The following is a 16,747-nucleotide window of genomic DNA, read 5'->3' on the forward strand; positions in this document are numbered from 1 at the left end:
TCCCCGGCCCTCCATCCAGCCCCCGCGCAGGAGCCCCTTTTGCCGTTCAGTGGGCCTCGGCCTGCTTGGCCGCGGCGACGATGTCGGCGGTGGAGGCCTTCTTGACGCCATTGAAGAACACGTTGAGCAACACCGCGACGATGGCGCACAGCAGGATGCCGCTTTCCAGCAGCGGGTGCAGCTCATGCGGCAGCGCCTTGAAGAAATTGGGCGACACCAGCGGGATCATGCCGAAGCCCACCGAGACCGCGACGATGAACAGGTTGTAGCGGTTCTCCTTGAAATCGACGCCGGTGAGGATGCGCGCGCCGGTGGCCGCCACCATGCCGAACATCACGAGGCCGGCGCCACCCAGCACCACCTGCGGCACCGCTTCCACCAGCGCCGCCATCTTCGGCAGCAGGCCGAGCACCACCATGATGGCGCCGCCCGCCACCGTCACCCAGCGCGAGCGCACGCCGGTGACACCGACGAGACCCACGTTCTGGGAGAAGGAGGTGTAGGGGAAGGTGTTGAAGATGCCGCCGATGAGCGTGCCCACGCCATCGGCGCGCAGGCCGCGGGAGAGCGCCTTCTGGTCCACCGGCTTGCCGGTGATCTCCGACAGCGCCAGGAACATGCCGGTGGATTCAATCATCACCACCACCATCACGATGCACATGGTGACGATGGGCACCAGGTGGAACGTCGGCGTGCCGAAGTGGAAGGGCAGGATCACGTCCACCCAGGCCGCCTTGGCCACCTTGTCGAAATTCATCAGGCCGAGCGAGCTCGCCAGCACCGCGCCGGCGATGATGCCCAGCAGCACCGCCACATTGGCGACGAAGCCCTTGCCCCAGCGGATCAGGGTGAGGATCACCACCATCACGAACAGGGAGATGCCGAGGCCGGCAAGCTGCCCGTAGTTGGGGTTGGCCACCTGCACCACCTTGCCCTCGATGGTCTGGGTGAAGAAGGGCAACCCGCCACCGGCCCAGTTGATGCCCACCCGCATCAAGGAAATGCCGATGATCATGATGATGGTGCCCGTCACCACCGGCGGGAACAGCGGCAGCAGGCGCGAGACGAACGGCGCCGCGACGATGCCGAACAGGCCGGCGGCGATCACCGAGCCGTAGATGCCCAGCAGCCCGATCTCGGGGCTGGCCGCCATGGCCAGCATGGGGCCGACCGAGGCGAAGGTGACGCCCATCATCACCGGCATGCGGATGCCGACGCCGAAGATGCCCAGCGACTGCACCAGGGTGGCGATGCCACAGGCGAACAGATCGGCGCTGATGAGGAAGGCCACTTCCTCCGGCGAGAGCTTCAGCGCGCGGCCGATGATGAGCGGGACCGCAACCGCGCCGGCATACATCACCAGCACATGCTGCAATCCCAATACGAAGAGCTTAGGTGCCGGCAGCACCTCGTCCACGGGGTTGACGGCTTCAGACATGAATGTCCCCTCGAAGGTATCATGAGGCAGATCTGGGAAGGTTCGTTATTCGGCGCTGTCGCGCTCGATATTGGCGCCGTCGCTTGCAAGCCCTGGCGGCTGAGACCATGGGCCCGCGACCTCGACGCTGTCGCTCTTTGGCGATCGCTGCAATGCATCAAAGACCATTTTGTCGGCTTGGAAAATGGTTGGAAAATCGGAATATCTTCCAATTTTTTTGGAAAATACTCGGGCTGCGGCTCCGCTATCATTTTCGCAATGCGGGATGAGCCTGCGACGGCGCGAGGAGCAAGATGGGACGTCTGTCGACCCACGTACTGGACACGGTGTCCGGCGGCCCCGCCGCCGGGGTGATCGTGGAGCTGAACCGCATCGAGGCCGATGGCACCCGCACCGCGCTGGCCCGGCACACCACCAATGCGGACGGGCGCACCGACACGCCCCTGCTGTCCGGCGAGAGCTTCGCCGCCGGCACCTATGAGCTGGTGTTCCACATGGCCGACTATTTCCGCGCCAGCGGCGCCAAGGTGGCCGAGCCGCCGTTCCTCGATCTCATCCCGCTGCGCTTCTCCATGGCGGCGGACGGCCATTACCACGTGCCGCTGCTGGCCTCGCCGTGGAGCTATTCCACCTATCGGGGGTCCTGAACCGCATGCCCCAATCCCTGCCGCCGGACGTGCCGCCCCGCGATCCCGTCACCGGCCAGCCCTATCCGCGCGATCTCATCGGCTATGGGTGCACGCCGCCGCATCCCCATTGGCCGGGGGAGGCGCGCATCGCGGTGCAGTTCGTCATCAATTACGAGGAAGGCGGGGAGAACAGCATCCTGCACGGCGATGCCGCCTCGGAAGCCTTTCTGTCGGAGATCATCGGCGCCCAGCCCTGGCCCGGCCAGCGGCACATGAACATGGAGTCCAATTACGAATACGGCGCCCGCGCCGGCTTCTGGCGGCTCCATCGCATGTTCACCAGCCGGGCGATGCCGGTCACCGTCTATGGCGTCGCCACCGCCATGGCGCGCAACCCCGAGGCCGTCGCGGCCATGCGCGAAGCCGAATGGGAGATCGCCAGCCACGGCTATAAATGGCTCGAATACAGGGATTTCAGCCGCGAGGACGAGCGCGCCCACATCCTCGAGGCGGTGCGGCTGCACACCAAGGTCACCGGCGCCCGGCCGCTCGGCTTCTACCAGGGCCGCTCGGCGGAGAACACCATTCCGCTGGCCATGGAGGAAGGCGGCTTCCTCTATCTCGCCGACAGCTATGCCGACGACCTGCCCTATTGGATCACCGGCCCCAAGGGCCCGCAGCTGATCGTGCCCTATACGCTGGAAGCCAATGACATGCGCTTCTCGGTGGCGGCCGGCTTCGGCTCGGGCACCGAATTCTACGACTATCTGAAAGACAGCTTCGACTGCCTTTATGCCGAGGGCGAGAGCGCGCCGAAAATGCTGTCCATCGGCCTGCATCCGCGCCTTGTCGGCCGCCCGGGCCGGGCGGCGGCGCTCGGCCGCTTCCTCGATTATGTGGCGGCCCACGACAAGGTGTGGGTGGCGCGCCGCGTCGACATCGCCCGGCACTGGATCGCCCGGCACCCGCCCAAGGGCGGCTACCGCCCCTCCTTCATGCCCAAAGGCCTGTTCGTGGAGCGGTTCGGCGGCGTGTTCGAGCACTCCCCCTGGATCGCCGAAGGCGCCTATGACCGCGGCCTCACCCCGGCGGAGGACACCGCCGCAGGACTGGCCGAGGCCATGAACGCGGTCCTGGAGGCGGCGCCCCGCGAGCAGCAGCTGGCGGTGATCCACGCCCATCCCGATCTCGCCGGCAAGCTGGCGGAAGCCAAGCTGCTGACGGCGGACTCCACCGCCGAGCAGGCCTCCGCCGGGCTCGACCGGCTCACGGCGGAGGAGAAGGCCCGCTTCACCGCCCTCAACGACGCGTACAAGACCAAGTTCGGCTTCGTCTTCATCATGGCCATCCGCGGCCGCAGCAAGGATGAGATCCTCGCCGCCTTCAGCCGCCGGCTGGAGCATGATGTCGAGGCCGAATTGGCCGAGGCCATCACCCAGATCGAGCGCATCGCCCGCCTGCGGCTCGACCAGATGCTGCCCGCCACGGCGCCCTGAGGGAGGCTCACCATGCCCGCCGCTGCCCCGATCGATCCGGCGCCCCTCGACGGCGCCACCCTCACCGAGCGCCTGAAGGAGCTGGCCGCCTTCTCCGACGTGCCCGGCGAGCTCACCCGCCTCACCCTGTCGCCGGCGCACAAGCGCGCGGCGGCCCAGGTGTCCTTCTGGATGCGCCAGGCCGGCATGAGCCAGGTGCATATGGATGCCACCGGCACCATCACCGGCCGCTATGCCGCCGACCGAGAGAATGCCAAGACCCTGCTGGTGGGCTCCCATATCGACACCGTGCGCAACGCCGGCATTTACGACGGCAACCTCGGGGTCGTCGTTGCCATCGCCGCGGTGGAGGAGCTCAGCCGCCAGGGCCGGCGGCTGCCGTTCGCCATCGAGGTGGCGGCCTTCGCCGATGAGGAGGGCGTCCGCTTTCTCTCCACCCTCACCTCCTCCAAGGCCATGGCCGGCCTGTTCGACCCCTCAGCCCTTGACGACATGGATACCCAGGGCATCTCCCGGGCCGAGGCGCTCAAGAGCTTCGGCGCCCCGGTGGAAACCCTGGCGGAATGCCGGCGCGATCCGGCCACCACCCTCGGCTATGTGGAAGTGCATATCGAGCAGGGGCCGGTGCTGGAGGCGGCGGGCGCGCCGCTCGGCATCGTCACCGGCATCGCCGGCGCCTCCCGGGGCCATGTGCGGGTGCGCGGCCAGGCTGGCCATTCCGGCACCCTGCCCATGCCCATGCGCCATGACGCTCTGGCCGCCGCCGCCGAGATGATCCTGGCGGTGGAAGCCCGCGGCCGGGCCGATGCCGACACGCTGGTGACCACCGTGGGCACCCTGCTGGTGGGCGGCGGCGCGGTGAATGTGGTGCCGGGCGAAGTGCAATTCTCCCTCGACATCCGCTCGCTCTCCGACGAACTGCGGGCCCGCGCCATCGCCGACATCGAGGAGGCCGCGCGCGCCATCGCCGCCCATCGCGGGGTTCAGGTGACGTTCGACATGCGCCACCACGTGCCCGCCGCCCTGTGCCACGGCCCGCTCAAGGATCGCATGGCTGAGGTGGTGGAGGATCTCGGGGTGCCGGTGGTGCGCCTGCCGTCCGGCGCGGGCCATGACGCCATGGTGTTCCGCGACGTGCTGCCCATGGCCATGCTGTTCGTGCGCTCGGAAAACGGCAGCCACAATCCGCGCGAATACGCCTCGCCCGCCGACATCGGCCTCGCCGCGCGGGCCCTCTACGCCTTCTTCCTGAAGACCGCCGAGGCGACCACCGACGCCTGAACGCGGCGCGGTCAGGCGCAAGGGGCGTGGAGAACCGGCGCCGTCAGGCGCGAGGGAGGTTTGAAACCGACGCCCTTAGGCGCAACGGAGCTTTGAAACCGACGCCGTCAGGCGTCGGTGTGGCCGCCCAGAACTTCCTCGGCGGTGAAGCCGTAGCTGCGGCCGCAGAACTCGCAGGTGACGGAGACCTTGCCGTCGTCCTGGATCATGCCGCGCCGCTCCTCCACCGAGAAGGAGGCGAGCACGCCGGCCACCCGCTCCCGATTGCAGGAGCAATGGGCGGTCATCGGCAGCGCCTCGAACACGCGGACCCCGCGTTCGTGGAACAGGCGGAACAAGAGCCGCTCGCTGGACAGATCCTTGTCCAGCAGCTCCACATCCTCCAGCGTGCCCACCAGGGAGCGCGCCTCGGTCCAGGCATCATCCTCGGCGAGGGTGTGGCCCTCGGTGCCCGCCGGCGCATCGCCGGGGTGAAGATCAGCCATGCGGGCGCGGGAGGGATCGTCGGGCAGGAACTGGGCGAGCAGCCCGCCCGCCCGCCAGGACGAGGCCTTGCCGCCGGGCCGCACCTCCTCGCCCACGGCGAGGCGCACCCGGGTGGGGATCTGCTCGGACTGCTGGAAATACTCGTGGGCGGCCGCCTCCAGTCCCTCGCCATCCAGCGCCACGACGCCCTGGTAGCGATTGGTGGACAGGCCCTGGTCGATGGTCATGGCCAGATGCCCGCGCCCCAGCAGATCCGCCGGGCTGGTGGCATTGCGGCGCTCGGCCTCGGCCAGCGCCTCCTTGTCGAAGCGGGCATAGGCGCGGATCTTGTCGGGGCTGACGAAGTCGGCCACCACCATGTCCACCGGCCCGTCGGTCTGGGTCTGCAGGATGAAGCGGCCCTCGAACTTGAGGGACGAGCCGAGCAGCACGGCCAGCGTCACCGCCTCGCCCACCACCCGCTTCACCGCCGGGGGATAATCATGGTGGGCCAGCACCGCGTCGAGGGTCGGCCCCAGGCGCACGATGCGCCCTCGCAGATCGAGGGCATCCACCTGAAAAGCGGTGACGATATCGTCCTGCGCGACGTCACTGGCGCCACGCGAGCGCTCGGCACTCATGCGCTCCTCCCTGAAAGGATGGCCATGCGCCCCGGCAAGCGCGGCGCATGGAACACGACATGCCCCCTCATAGCGCGGCGCCGCGGCCTCGGCCACAGCGGCGCGATGGGGTCAGCTGCCCGCTGCGTGGAAACACCAGGCAAGGATGCCCTTCTGCGCGTGCAGGCGGTTCTCCGCCTCGTCGAACACCACCGACTGCGGCCCATCCATCACCTCGCTGGTCACCTCCTCGCCGCGATGGGCGGGCAGGCAATGCATGAAGATGGCGTCCTTGTGGGCGCGGGCCATCAGGGCACCGTTGACCTGATAGGGCTTCAGCAGATTGTGCCGGCGCTCCGCCTCCTTGTCGCCCATGGAGACCCAGGTGTCGGTGAGGACGCAGTCCACCCCCTCCACCGCCTCTTCCGGATCCCGCATGAAGGTGACCTTGGCCTTGGTGCGCTTCACGAAATCCTTCAGCGCCTGGCGCGGGCCCAGCTCCTTCGGCGTCGCCACCTTCATGGAGAAATCGAACCGCTCGGCGGCATGCACCCACGAGACCAGCACATTGTTGGCATCGCCGGTCCAGGCCACCTGCCGGCCCCGGATGGGGCCGCGGTGTTCCTCGAAGGTCATCACATCCGCCATCACCTGACAGGGATGCGACACGCGGGTGAGCCCGTTGATGACCGGAACGGTGGCATAGGCCGCCAGTTCCATCAGGTCGTCATGGTCCAGGATGCGGATCATGATGGCATCGACGAAGCGCGACAGCACGCGCGCCGTATCGGCGATGGTTTCGCCGCGGCCGAGCTGCATCTCGGCGCCGGTGAGCATCACCGTCTCGCCACCCAGCTGGCGCATGCCCACGTCGAACGACACCCGGGTCCGGGTGGAGGGCTTGTCGAACACCATCGCCAGGGTCTTGCCCACCAGCGGGCGTTCTTCTTCCCCCGCCTTCCGCTTTGCCTTGAGATCCTTGGACAATTCCAGAACCCGCCGCAGCTCGGCCGCCGGGATTTCCGACAGGTCGAGGAAGTGGCGCACACCGTTCTCCGTCATTCCGCAGCCCCCTTGACCGGAGCGGAGGCCAGCGCCTGCTCCAGCCGCACACATGCGGCCTCGATCTTCTCCACAGCCAGATCCGCCTCGTCCGCCGAAACGGTCAGCGGCGGCAGCAGCCGCACCACATTGTCGGCGGCGCCGGGCGCGAGCAGACCCTCGGCCCGCAACGCCACCACCAGATCGGCGGCCGGCACCTGGGCCTTCAGACCCAGCAGCAGCCCCCGTCCACGCACCTCCGCAAGGATCTGCGGATGGCGCGCGGCCACCGCGCCCAGCTTTTCCACGAGCCGGGCGCTGATGGCATTCACATGGTCGAGGAAGCCCTCGGCCAGAACGATGTCGAGCACCGCGTTGCCCACCGCCATGGCGAGCGGGTTGCCGCCATAGGTGGAGCCGTGGGTGCCCAGAGTCATGCCCTTGGCGGCCACCTCGGTGGCCAGGCACGCCCCCATGGGGAAGCCGCCGCCGATGCCCTTGGCCACCGCCATGATGTCCGGCGTGATGCCGGCCCATTCATGGGCGAACAGCTTGCCGGTGCGGCCGACGCCGGACTGCACCTCGTCGAGCACCAGCAGCAGGCCCTTCTCGTCGCACAGGGCGCGCAGGCCCTTCAGGAAGGATTCCGGCGGCACGCGCACGCCGCCTTCACCCTGCACCGGCTCCAGCAGGATGGCGCCGGTCTGATGGGTGATCGCGGCCTTCACCGCGTCGAGATCGCCGAACGGCACATGGTCGAAGCCGGGCAGCGCCGGCTCGAACCCCTCCAGATACTTGGCATTGCCGCCGGCCGAGATGGTGGCCAGCGTGCGGCCATGGAAGGCGCCCTGGAAGGTGATGATCCGGTTCTTCTCCGGATTGCCGTTGGCGAACTGATACTTGCGCGCCATCTTGATGGCGCACTCCAGCGCTTCCGCACCGGAATTGGTGAAGAACATGGTGTCAGCGAAGGTGACCGCCGACAGCCGCGCGGCCAATTCTTCGCCGCCGGGAATGCGGAACAGGTTGGAGGTGTGCCACAGCTTGTGCGCCTGGGCGCTCAGCGCCTTCACCAGATAGGGATGCGCATGGCCGAGCACGTTCACCGCGATGCCGGCGGTGAAATCGAGATAACGTCGCCCGTCCGTCGTGACGAGCCAGCAGCCCTCTCCCCGCTCGAATTCGAGGTCGATGCGCGCATAGGTCGGCAGAACGGCGGTGATCACGAGATCCTCCTGAATGCGCCTCCGCCGACACGCAGGCCGACGAAGACAGCAGTCTCCTTCTTCGGGTGGGGCCGCACCCGGCCCCGGGCTTGTCCCCTTCCAATGGGGACGGCCGGACCTTGTCCGATCGGGGCGGGATGCCCCATTCGGACCGGGCCCGGGCAAGCGGGAATTAAAAAGGGCCGCCCCAGCGGGGGAGCGGCCCGACGCCCGGAATACTAATGATCGCGCGCGCGAGGTCAACAGATCTCCAAAGCCGCGCCGAAGAGCGGCACCTTCCAGGCCCGCGCTCCACGTCCATGCTCCAGACCCGTGCGCGCGCGGATCGTCCCATCGGCAACGATCTGGGGAAAACAGCCCGTGAGTGTTAACGGACTCTGTCGCCGGCGGCCGCCATATTGTAGCGTATTGATCATCGCCTACGAGATCTCGTGCGACCGACCTTCCTGGGACCTGCGGGTGTTAACGTTTCGCGTGCCATGTGGCGGCGGGATCGGGAAGAGAGTCCGAGTCCTCTCAGGCAGCATGGCGGTGCTGTCGGTGAGGCGATGTTGGGACGTCGCCCACGGGTGACGTCAGCTGATGCGGCAAATGGAGAAGAGCGATGAGCTGGAATGACGAGCGCGTCGAACTCTTGAAGAAGCTCTGGAGCGAAGGCCTCTCCGCGAGCCAGATTGCAGCCGAGCTCGGCGAAGTGACCCGCAATGCGGTGATCGGCAAGGTGCATCGCCTCGGCCTGTCCGGCCGCACCAAGGCGGCGCCCGCCCCCACCACCCGTCCGCGCACCAGCGCCCGGCCGGAAGGGCGCGAGCAGGCCCGGCCACAGCGGCCACTCACCCAGGGCAACGTGGCCCTGGCCCCCGAGCTCGAAGACCTGGTGGAGGAAGCTCCCGCCCCCGCGCCGGAGCCCGAGATGGCCAGCAACGTGGTGCCCATGGGCCAGCGCTGCACCATCATGAACCTCACCGAAAGCACCTGCCGCTGGCCCATGGGCGAGCCGGGCACGGACAGCTTCTATTTCTGCGGCTCCAAGAGCAATCCGGGCTCGCCCTATTGCGCGCACCACGCCCGCATCGCCTATCAGCCCGTCCAGGATCGCCGTCGCGATCGTCGGCTGGCCTATCTCTGAGCCGTCAACGCCGGCCCCATCCGGGGCCGGGTCGGCCATCGCCACCTGATGGCGCGGCGAGCCCATGAAGGCGTCCTCCCCCCGGGCAAGGCCGGGCGGCGGTGGGCGCCTTTGTCATGCCTGGAGCAGGCATGCCCCGGCCACGCGCGGGCCACGGCGCCAAGCGACGTCAATGCCCCGCAGCCGGACGGGCGGCCTCAATGGCACGCAGCACGGGCCCCACGCCCTTTCGCCACGCGGCGACCGGCACCCGAACCTCGAGCGACGCGCCTCAGCTGGCGCGGGCGAACATTTCGTTGAAGGAATAGCCGGCGCCACGCACGGTGCGGATGGGATCCAGCTGGCGGCCGCGGTTGAGCGCCTTGCGCAGCCGGCCCACGTGCACATCCACGGTGCGCTCGTCGATATAGACGTCCTGGCCCCACACCCCGTCGAGCAGCTGCTCGCGGGAAAACACGCGGCCGGGGCTCTGCATCAGAAACTCCAACAGGCGGAACTCGGTGGGGCCGAGATGAATCTCGCGACCGCCGCGATGCACCCGGTGGGTCTCGCGGTCGAGCTCGATGTCACCGGCCCGCAGCAGGGTCGCCACATGCTCGGGCTTGGCCCGGCGCAGCAGGGCCCGCACCCGCGCCAGCAGCTCGGGCACCGAGAACGGCTTCACCACATAATCGTCGGCGCCGGTGGCCAGGCCCCGCACCCGCTCGGTTTCCTCGCCGCGGGCGGTGAGCATGATGACCGGCAGGCGCTCGGTTTCCGGACGGGTGCGCAGCCGGCGGCACAGCTCGATGCCGGAGAGCCCCGGCAGCATCCAGTCGAGGATGACGAGATCCGGTACGCTCTCGCGCAGCCGCGTCTCGGCGTCGTCGCCGCGGTCGACACTTTCCACGCCGTAGCCTTCCGACTCCAGATTGTAGCGGAGCAGAAGGGTCAGGGGTTCCTCGTCCTCGACGATCAGAATACGCGCCGGCACAGTTTCTCACCCATCGAACAAAGCTCGCCTCACATCCGACCGCGCCGCGACGGCGACGGAGCCAAGGCGACGGCCTGCGCCGTCCCACCCCGCGCCGCCAGCCGCGTTCAGCCCTGGACGGTGCGCGCCGGGAAGGCGACGGTGGTGTCGCTGGAGGCGTCCGCCTTCGGGCGGCTCTCCGGCAGCACCTCGCCGGTGACCATGTAATAGACAACTTCGGCAATATTGGTAGCGTGATCCCCCATGCGCTCAATGTTCTTGGCGCAGAATAGGAGATGGGTGCACACGGAAATATTGCGCGGATCTTCCATCATGTAGGTCAGAAGCTCGCGGAACAGCGAGGTATACATGGTGTCGATGGCGTCGTCGCGCCCCCACACCTCCAGCGCCTTGGCGGGATTGCGGCCGGCATAGGCGTCGAGCACCTCTTTCAGCTGCTCCAGCACCAGTTCCGACATGTGCTCCACGCCGCGCACCAGCTTCTGCGGGTGATACTCGCCCTCGATGGCGATGACGCGCTTGCCCACGTTCTTGGCGAGGTCGCCGATGCGCTCCAGATCGTTGGCGATGCGGATCGCCGCCACGATCTCGCGCAGGTCGCTGGCCACCGGCTGGCGCTTGGCGATGACGAGGACGGCCTTGTCCTCGATGTCGCGCTGGGCCTGGTCGATGCCGGTGTCGAGGGTGACCACCTTCTGGGCCACCGAGATGTCGCGCTTGATGAGGGCGGTGACGCTGTCGGCCACCAAGCGCTCGGCCTGGCCGCCCATCTCCACCACGCTGCGGCCGATTTCCTTCAGCTCGACGTCGAAGGACGTCACGGTATGATCAGGCATCTGAGCCATCCTTCTCGCCTCAGCCGAAGCGGCCGGTGATGTAGTCGCGGGTCTTGATCTCCTTCGGATTGGTGAAGATCACGTCCGAAGGCGCCACCTCGATCAGTTCGCCCAGATAGAAGAAGGCGGTGATGTCGGCGCAACGCGCGGCCTGCTGCATGTTGTGGGTGACGATGACGATGGTGAATTCCCGCTTCAGCTCGTCGATCAGGTCCTCGATCTTCGAGGTGGAGATGGGATCGAGCGCCGAGGTGGGCTCGTCCAGCAGGATCACCTCCGGCCGCACCGCGATGGTGCGGGCGATGCACAGGCGCTGCTGCTGGCCGCCGGACATGCCCAGGGCCGAGGTGTTCAGGCGGTCCTTGGTCTCGTCCCAGATGGCCGCCTTGCGCAGGCACCATTCCACCCGCTCGTCCATCTGTGCCTTGTTCAGCTTCTCGTGCAGGCGCACGCCGAAGGCGATGTTGTCGTAGATGGACATGGGGAAGGGGGTGGGCTTCTGGAACACCATGCCGATGCGGCTGCGCACCACGGTGGAGTCCAGCTCCTTGCCGACGATGTTCACGCCGTCGAACAGCACCTGCCCCTCGGCGCGCTGGCCGGGGTAGAGGTCATACATGCGGTTGAACACCCGCAGCAGGGTGGACTTGCCGCAGCCCGAGGGACCGATCATGGCGGTCACGCGCTTCTCGGGAATGTCGAAGTTGATGTTCTTCAGGGCATGGTTCTGCCCGTAATAGAACTGCAGGCCCTCGACCTTGAGCTTCACCGGCGCCACCGGGGCATCGGGCTTGGCCGCGACGGAGGACGCGAGATTGAAGGTGGGATCGACCGCAGACGTCATCTGAGCCTCACTTGACTGTCGTCCACCCGGCGCGCGCCGGGCCGATGGAATATCCGGGGCCCGGCGCCAGGCGCGGGCCCCACGGGGTCTTCGTCAGCAGTGCCGCTCTCAGTGCATCCGCGCCAGAACCAGGCGAGACACCACGTTGAGAAGGAGCACGCCGACCGTGATCAGCAGCGCACCGGCCCACGCCAGCGCCACCCAATCGTCGAACGGGCTCCCCGCGTACTGATAGATGGCGATGGGCAGGCTGGCCATGGGCTTGTTGAGGTCCACGGACCACGCATTGTTGCCGAGCGAGGTGAACAGCAGCGGCGCCGTCTCGCCCGCCGCGCGGGCGATGGCCAAGAGCACGCCGGTGACGATGCCGGCCCGCGCCGCCCGCCAGGTGATGAACATCACCACCTTCCACTGCGGCGCGCCGAGGGCGAACGCGGCTTCGCGCAGGCCCACCGGCACCAGGTTCAGCATGTCCTCGGTGGTGCGCACCACCACCGGGATCACCAGGATGGCGAGGGCCACCGAGCCGGCCCAGCCGGAGAAGCCGCCGAACGGCACCACCAGCAGCGAGTAGATGAACAGGCCGACCAGGATGGAGGGCGCCGACAACAGGATGTCATTGACGAAACGGGCGGCGGCGCCGAGCTTCGTCTTCTTGCCGTTTTCGGCCAGGAAGGTGCCGCAGAAGATGCCGATGGGGCCGCCGATGAGCATGGCGATGCCCACCTGGATCAGCGAGCCGACGATGGCGTTCAGAAGGCCGCCATGCTGGCCGGGCGGCATGGTGATGTTGGTGAAGACGTTGAGGCCAAGGGCCGGCAGGCCCCGGGCGAGCAGGGTCCACAGGATCCAGCCCAGAAGGAAGATCGCGAACACCGCGAAGCCGATGGAGACGGCCTTGATGGTGGTGTCCTTGGCGCGACGGGCGGCAAGCGAAGCCATGAGAGAGCCTCCCGGTCAGTCCATCCGCGAGCGCACGAGCGCCCGGGACACGGCCAGAACGATGAACGAGATCACGAACAGGATGAAGCCCAGCTGCAGGAGCGAGGTCAGCTTCAGCGAGCCGATGGGCGCTTCCGGGAACTCGTTGGCGATGGTGGAGGCGATGGTGGCCCCCGGCGCGAACAGTGAGGCCGAGAGGCGGTTGGCATTGCCGATGACGAAGGTCACCGCCATGGTCTCGCCCAGGGCCCGGCCGAGGCCCAGCATCACCGCGCCCACCATGGCCGTGCGCCCATAGGGCACCGACACGTTCTTGTAGACCTCATAGGTGGTGCCACCGACGCCGTAGGCGGATTCCTTCAGCATGGGCGGCACGGATTCCAGCGTCTCCACGAACATGGCGGTGATGAAGGGCAGGATCATCACCGCCAGGATCAGGCCGGCGGTGAACATGCCCGAGCCCAGCGGCGGGCCCTGGAACAGAAGGCCGATGATCGGCAGCTGGCCGAAGGTGTCGATGAGCGGCGGCTGCACATAGGCGGCCATCAGCGGGACGATGACGAAGAAGCCCCACATGCCGAAGATGATGGAGGGCACCGCCGCCAGAAGCTGCACGGCCACGCCGATGGGCCGCTTGAGCGCGGGGGGCGCGATCTCGGTGAGGAAGAAGGCGATGCCAAACGACAGCGGCAGGGCCACCACCACGGCGATCACCGCGCTGAACAAGGTGCCGTAGATCTGCACCAGGGCGCCGTAATTCTCGGTCACCGGGTTCCAGGCGGAACTCCAGACGAACTCGAGGCCGAAATGCTGGAGGGCCGGCAGGCCGCCCATGAACAGTTCGGCGATGATGAGCCCGAGCAGCACCAGCACGAAGATGCCGCTGGCCCAGAGCAGGCCGACGAAGATCGGGTCGGAAACCGCGCCGGTCCCCTTCGCCTCGCTGATGGGAAGGGCCGAGCCCGTCCGCATACCGTCCACCGTCGCGTCCATTGGATGATGAACCCCCGCATGCCGCGCGCGGCGCGGCGAGAAATTTGCGTTCAAAGTCCCCCAGCCGGGGGTACGCGCACCGAGACTCTGCGAAACCGTGACTTCGCGAAACGATTGGACTTCGCGAAACAATTGCGGCCAAAGGGATGCCGCAGGGTTATCGACCCAACCGAAGGCGGCGGCAAGCCGCCTTCGGCCGGGGTGCGATCAACCGATCAATCAGAGCACCGGCTTGCCGTCGGGGCCCTTGATCTCGGCCTTCCAGGCGTCTTCCACCTGCTTCACCACCGAGGCGGGCAGCGGGATGTAGTGCAGGCCGGTGGCGATCTCGGCGCCGTCCTTGCCATAGGCCCAGCTGAAGAACTTCATGACCTCGCGAGAGGCCTCCACATTGCTGGGGTTCTTCGGCAGCAGCACATAGGTGGGGCTGACGATCGGCCAGGCCTTGGCGCCGGCGGTGTCGATCATGGACGCGGCGAAGTCCTTGGCGCCGGCCCAGTCGGCGGCGGCAGCGGCTTCGACGAAGTTGTCGACGGTCGGGGCGACGAAGTTGCCGGCCTTGTTCTTCAGCTCGGTCACCACCAGGTTGTTGGCCGAGGCGTAGATGTATTCCACGTAGCCGATGGCGCCCTTGAGGTTCTTCACGTTGGAAGCGATGCCCTCGTTGCCCTTGGCACCGGAGCCGGCCGGCCACTGCACGGAGGTGGCGGCGCCCACCTTGCTCTTCCAATCGGCGCTGACGCTGGAGAGATAGGTGGTGAAGATGTAGGAGGTGCCCGAGGCGTCGGACCGGTAGACCGGCACGATGGCCTGGCTGGGCAGCTTCACGCCGGGGTTGAGCTCGGCGATCGCCTTGTCATCCCACTTGGTGATCTTGCCCATGTAGATGTCGGCCAGCACCGGGCCGGTGAGCTTGAGCTCGCCGCTCTTGATGCCGTCCAGATTGAAGGTGGCCACCACGGCGCCGATCACGGTCGGGAACTGCAGCAGCTTGTTGGCTTCGAGCTTCTCGGCGGGAACCGGAGCGTCGGACGCGCCGAAGTCCACGGTGCGGTTGATGATCTGGTTCTGACCGCCGCCCGAGCCGATGGACTGGTAGTTCAGGGCGTTGCCGGTCTTCTCCTTATATTTCGCGCCCCAGGCCTGATAGACGGGAGCGGGGAAGGAGGCACCGGCACCGTTGAAGTCGGTGGCCTGGGCGACGCCGGCGAACATGGTGCCAGCCACGGCGATCGCGCCGAGAGCGGTGGTGAGCTTCACGATTTCTCTCCTTGCCAATGTCATTGCTGCCCGACGATCCCGGCGACCCCTGGCCCCGGCCGTGACGCAACACTGGGCGCCGGACTCTTAAAGCCGGCGCGCCACGGTTCTATGACGTGGACGTGACATGCACATGACGGACCAGGGGCTTGTTTTCAAACGATTCTTTTAGTTCTACGGCAAAACATCCAGGCGAACGGTGAACGCCGCCCCCTCGCCCAGCACGCTATCCACCGCCAAGCGACCCCGATGCCGGGCGACGATATGCTTCACAATGGCGAGGCCGAGACCGGTACCACCCTGCTCCCGGCTGGCGGCCACATCCACCCGGTAGAAGCGCTCGGTGAGGCGCGGCAGATGCTCGGGTGCGATGCCCGGGCCGAAATCCCGCACGGTGATGACCGCCACCCGCCCCTTCGGCCCGGCCTCATGGCCCACCGTGACCAGCACCTGCTGGCCGGCGGCTCCATATTTCAGGGCATTTTCCACCAGATTCTCGAACAGGCGGATGAGCTCGTCGCGGTCGCCGCGCACCGCCAGGCGCTCGGGATCGGCCACCAGCTCCAGTGCCACGCCGCGGTCGGCGGCCAGCGGCGAGAGGGTGTCGCAGACATGGGTGACGATGGCGCCCAGCTCCACCGGCGTCTCGGGCTGCACATGGGCGTTGAGCTCGATCCGCGACAGCGACAGCAGGTCGTCGATCAGTCGCGACATGCGACGGGCCTGCGCCGCCATGATGGCCAGAAAGCGCTCGCGGGCCGCAGCATCGTTGCGCGCCGGCCCCTGCAGGGTCTCAATGAAGCCGGACAGGGACGCCAGCGGCGTGCGCAGCTCGTGGCTGGCATTGGCGACGAAATCGGCGCGCATCTGCTCTACCCGCCGCTGCTGGGTGAGATCGCGAAAGGTCAAAAGCACTGCATCTGGTGAGGCGCCCGAGCGCCTGTCGCCGCCGGCGTCCAGGTGCAGGGGCACCACATGGGCCTCCAGCCAACGGTCGAGGGGCACCCGCTCGGCGAACTCCACGCGGCGGGGCAGCCCGTCGGTGGCGGCCGCCCGCACCGCATCGAGGACTTCCGGCACCCGCACAAGGAACGACAGGGGGTCCCCCACCCGCACCGGACCGATGGCCAGGCCCACGCGCGCATTGGCGGTGACGATCTCGCCCTCCGTGGTCAAGAGCAGCGCCGGCTCCGGCAGCGCGCTCACCACCGCCTCCACCTTGGCATCGCTGCCCGGCTGCGGGGCCGCCGCGGCCGAGGTGCGGAACGGGGGCGGCGCGGATGTCGGGCGCGGCACCACCAGAGCCAGCACCAGCAGCAGGCCCATCATGAAGGCCAGGGTGGGATGGAGCAGGTCCATCGCCAGCCCCACCGCCACCAGGGCGACGAGGCCCAGCCAGATCCAGAAGGCCGGCGCCCGCAGCCGCGCCCCCGCCCGGGACCGCGCGCCACCTGCCGCGCCATTTGCCGCGCCACTTGCGGAGCTCTCCATGTCCTGGCTCATGTCCCCATCTCTCCCGGCCCCTGGAGCCACCGGCGCCACCGCCCCGTCGTGCCTGCGGCCGCCCCAGGATG

Annotated in this window: 15 protein-coding genes; 4 read left to right on the forward strand and 11 right to left on the reverse strand. The window is 67.8% G+C overall.

What is annotated here, in order from left to right; genetic code table 11:
- Positions 1–46: 46 nt before the first annotated feature.
- Positions 47–1,438 carry a nucleobase:cation symporter-2 family protein gene (locus tag ACU4E7_RS05695; RefSeq protein ID WP_238123737.1) on the reverse strand — a complete coding sequence of 464 codons (1,392 nt, stop codon included), beginning with the start codon at positions 1,436–1,438 and terminating at the stop codon, positions 47–49.
- Positions 1,439–1,731: 293 nt separating this feature from the next.
- Here ACU4E7_RS05695 and uraH point away from each other — a divergent pair, with 293 nt between their 5' ends.
- Genes uraH through ACU4E7_RS05710 form a run of 3 tightly spaced genes read left to right on the forward strand, consistent with a single transcriptional unit; the run spans position 1,732 to position 4,844 of the window.
- The gene (gene uraH / locus ACU4E7_RS05700; protein ID WP_238123738.1) at positions 1,732–2,085 is read left to right on the forward strand and encodes a hydroxyisourate hydrolase; all 354 of its coding nucleotides are present in this window, start codon (positions 1,732–1,734) and stop codon (positions 2,083–2,085) included.
- 5 nt (positions 2,086–2,090) lie between these two features.
- Positions 2,091–3,563, forward strand: coding sequence for an allantoinase PuuE (puuE, locus tag ACU4E7_RS05705; RefSeq protein WP_447020935.1), 1,473 nt, complete (start codon positions 2,091–2,093; stop codon positions 3,561–3,563).
- Positions 3,564–3,575: 12 nt separating this feature from the next.
- Positions 3,576–4,844 carry an allantoate amidohydrolase gene (locus ACU4E7_RS05710; protein ID WP_447020936.1) on the forward strand — a complete coding sequence of 423 codons (1,269 nt, stop codon included), beginning with the start codon at positions 3,576–3,578 and terminating at the stop codon, positions 4,842–4,844.
- Positions 4,845–4,951: 107 nt separating this feature from the next.
- Here the strand turns inward: ACU4E7_RS05710 and ACU4E7_RS05715 are convergent, their stop codons facing one another.
- From ACU4E7_RS05715 to ACU4E7_RS05725, 3 genes are all read right to left on the reverse strand, one after another.
- Complete coding sequence (locus tag ACU4E7_RS05715) at positions 4,952–5,950, reverse strand: Hsp33 family molecular chaperone (protein ID WP_447020937.1); 999 nt, start codon at positions 5,948–5,950, stop codon at positions 4,952–4,954.
- A gap of 111 nt (positions 5,951–6,061) precedes the next feature.
- On the reverse strand, positions 6,062–6,991 hold the full coding sequence (gene argF, locus ACU4E7_RS05720; protein ID WP_447020938.1) for an ornithine carbamoyltransferase: 930 nt from the start codon (positions 6,989–6,991) through the stop codon (positions 6,062–6,064).
- Complete coding sequence (locus ACU4E7_RS05725) at positions 6,988–8,196, reverse strand: acetylornithine transaminase (RefSeq protein ID WP_447020939.1); 1,209 nt, start codon at positions 8,194–8,196, stop codon at positions 6,988–6,990. The genes argF and ACU4E7_RS05725 overlap by 4 nt, the downstream gene beginning before the upstream one ends.
- Positions 8,197–8,800: 604 nt before the next feature.
- Between ACU4E7_RS05725 and ACU4E7_RS05730 the strand changes: the two genes are divergently transcribed.
- The gene (locus ACU4E7_RS05730; protein WP_238123744.1) at positions 8,801–9,325 is read left to right on the forward strand and encodes a GcrA family cell cycle regulator; all 525 of its coding nucleotides are present in this window, start codon (positions 8,801–8,803) and stop codon (positions 9,323–9,325) included.
- Positions 9,326–9,596: 271 nt separating this feature from the next.
- Here ACU4E7_RS05730 and phoB read toward each other — a convergent pair whose 3' ends face one another.
- From phoB to ACU4E7_RS05765, 7 genes are all read right to left on the reverse strand, one after another.
- The gene (phoB, locus tag ACU4E7_RS05735; protein WP_238123745.1) at positions 9,597–10,298 is read right to left on the reverse strand and encodes a phosphate regulon transcriptional regulator PhoB; all 702 of its coding nucleotides are present in this window, start codon (positions 10,296–10,298) and stop codon (positions 9,597–9,599) included.
- A gap of 107 nt (positions 10,299–10,405) precedes the next feature.
- Entirely contained in the window at positions 10,406–11,134 is a 729-nt protein-coding gene (gene phoU, locus ACU4E7_RS05740) for a phosphate signaling complex protein PhoU (RefSeq protein ID WP_238123746.1), read from the reverse strand.
- A 19-nt stretch (positions 11,135–11,153) separates the two neighbouring features.
- Entirely contained in the window at positions 11,154–11,978 is an 825-nt protein-coding gene (gene pstB / locus ACU4E7_RS05745) for a phosphate ABC transporter ATP-binding protein PstB (RefSeq protein ID WP_238123747.1), read from the reverse strand.
- A gap of 108 nt (positions 11,979–12,086) precedes the next feature.
- Entirely contained in the window at positions 12,087–12,920 is an 834-nt protein-coding gene (gene pstA, locus ACU4E7_RS05750) for a phosphate ABC transporter permease PstA (RefSeq protein WP_238123748.1), read from the reverse strand.
- Positions 12,921–12,935: 15 nt separating this feature from the next.
- Positions 12,936–13,913 (reverse strand): phosphate ABC transporter permease subunit PstC, encoded by a 978-nt coding sequence (gene pstC, locus ACU4E7_RS05755; protein WP_443267607.1) that lies wholly within the window; start codon positions 13,911–13,913, stop codon positions 12,936–12,938.
- Positions 13,914–14,132: 219 nt separating this feature from the next.
- A complete protein-coding gene (gene pstS, locus ACU4E7_RS05760; protein WP_447020940.1) occupies positions 14,133–15,173 on the reverse strand; it encodes a phosphate ABC transporter substrate-binding protein PstS in 1,041 nt (346 codons plus the stop codon).
- A gap of 174 nt (positions 15,174–15,347) precedes the next feature.
- Entirely contained in the window at positions 15,348–16,676 is a 1,329-nt protein-coding gene (locus ACU4E7_RS05765) for an ATP-binding protein (protein ID WP_447020941.1), read from the reverse strand.
- Positions 16,677–16,747: the final 71 nt, after the last annotated feature.

The sequence above is a fragment of the Xanthobacter sp. ZOL 2024 genome (genome assembly GCF_052932325.1).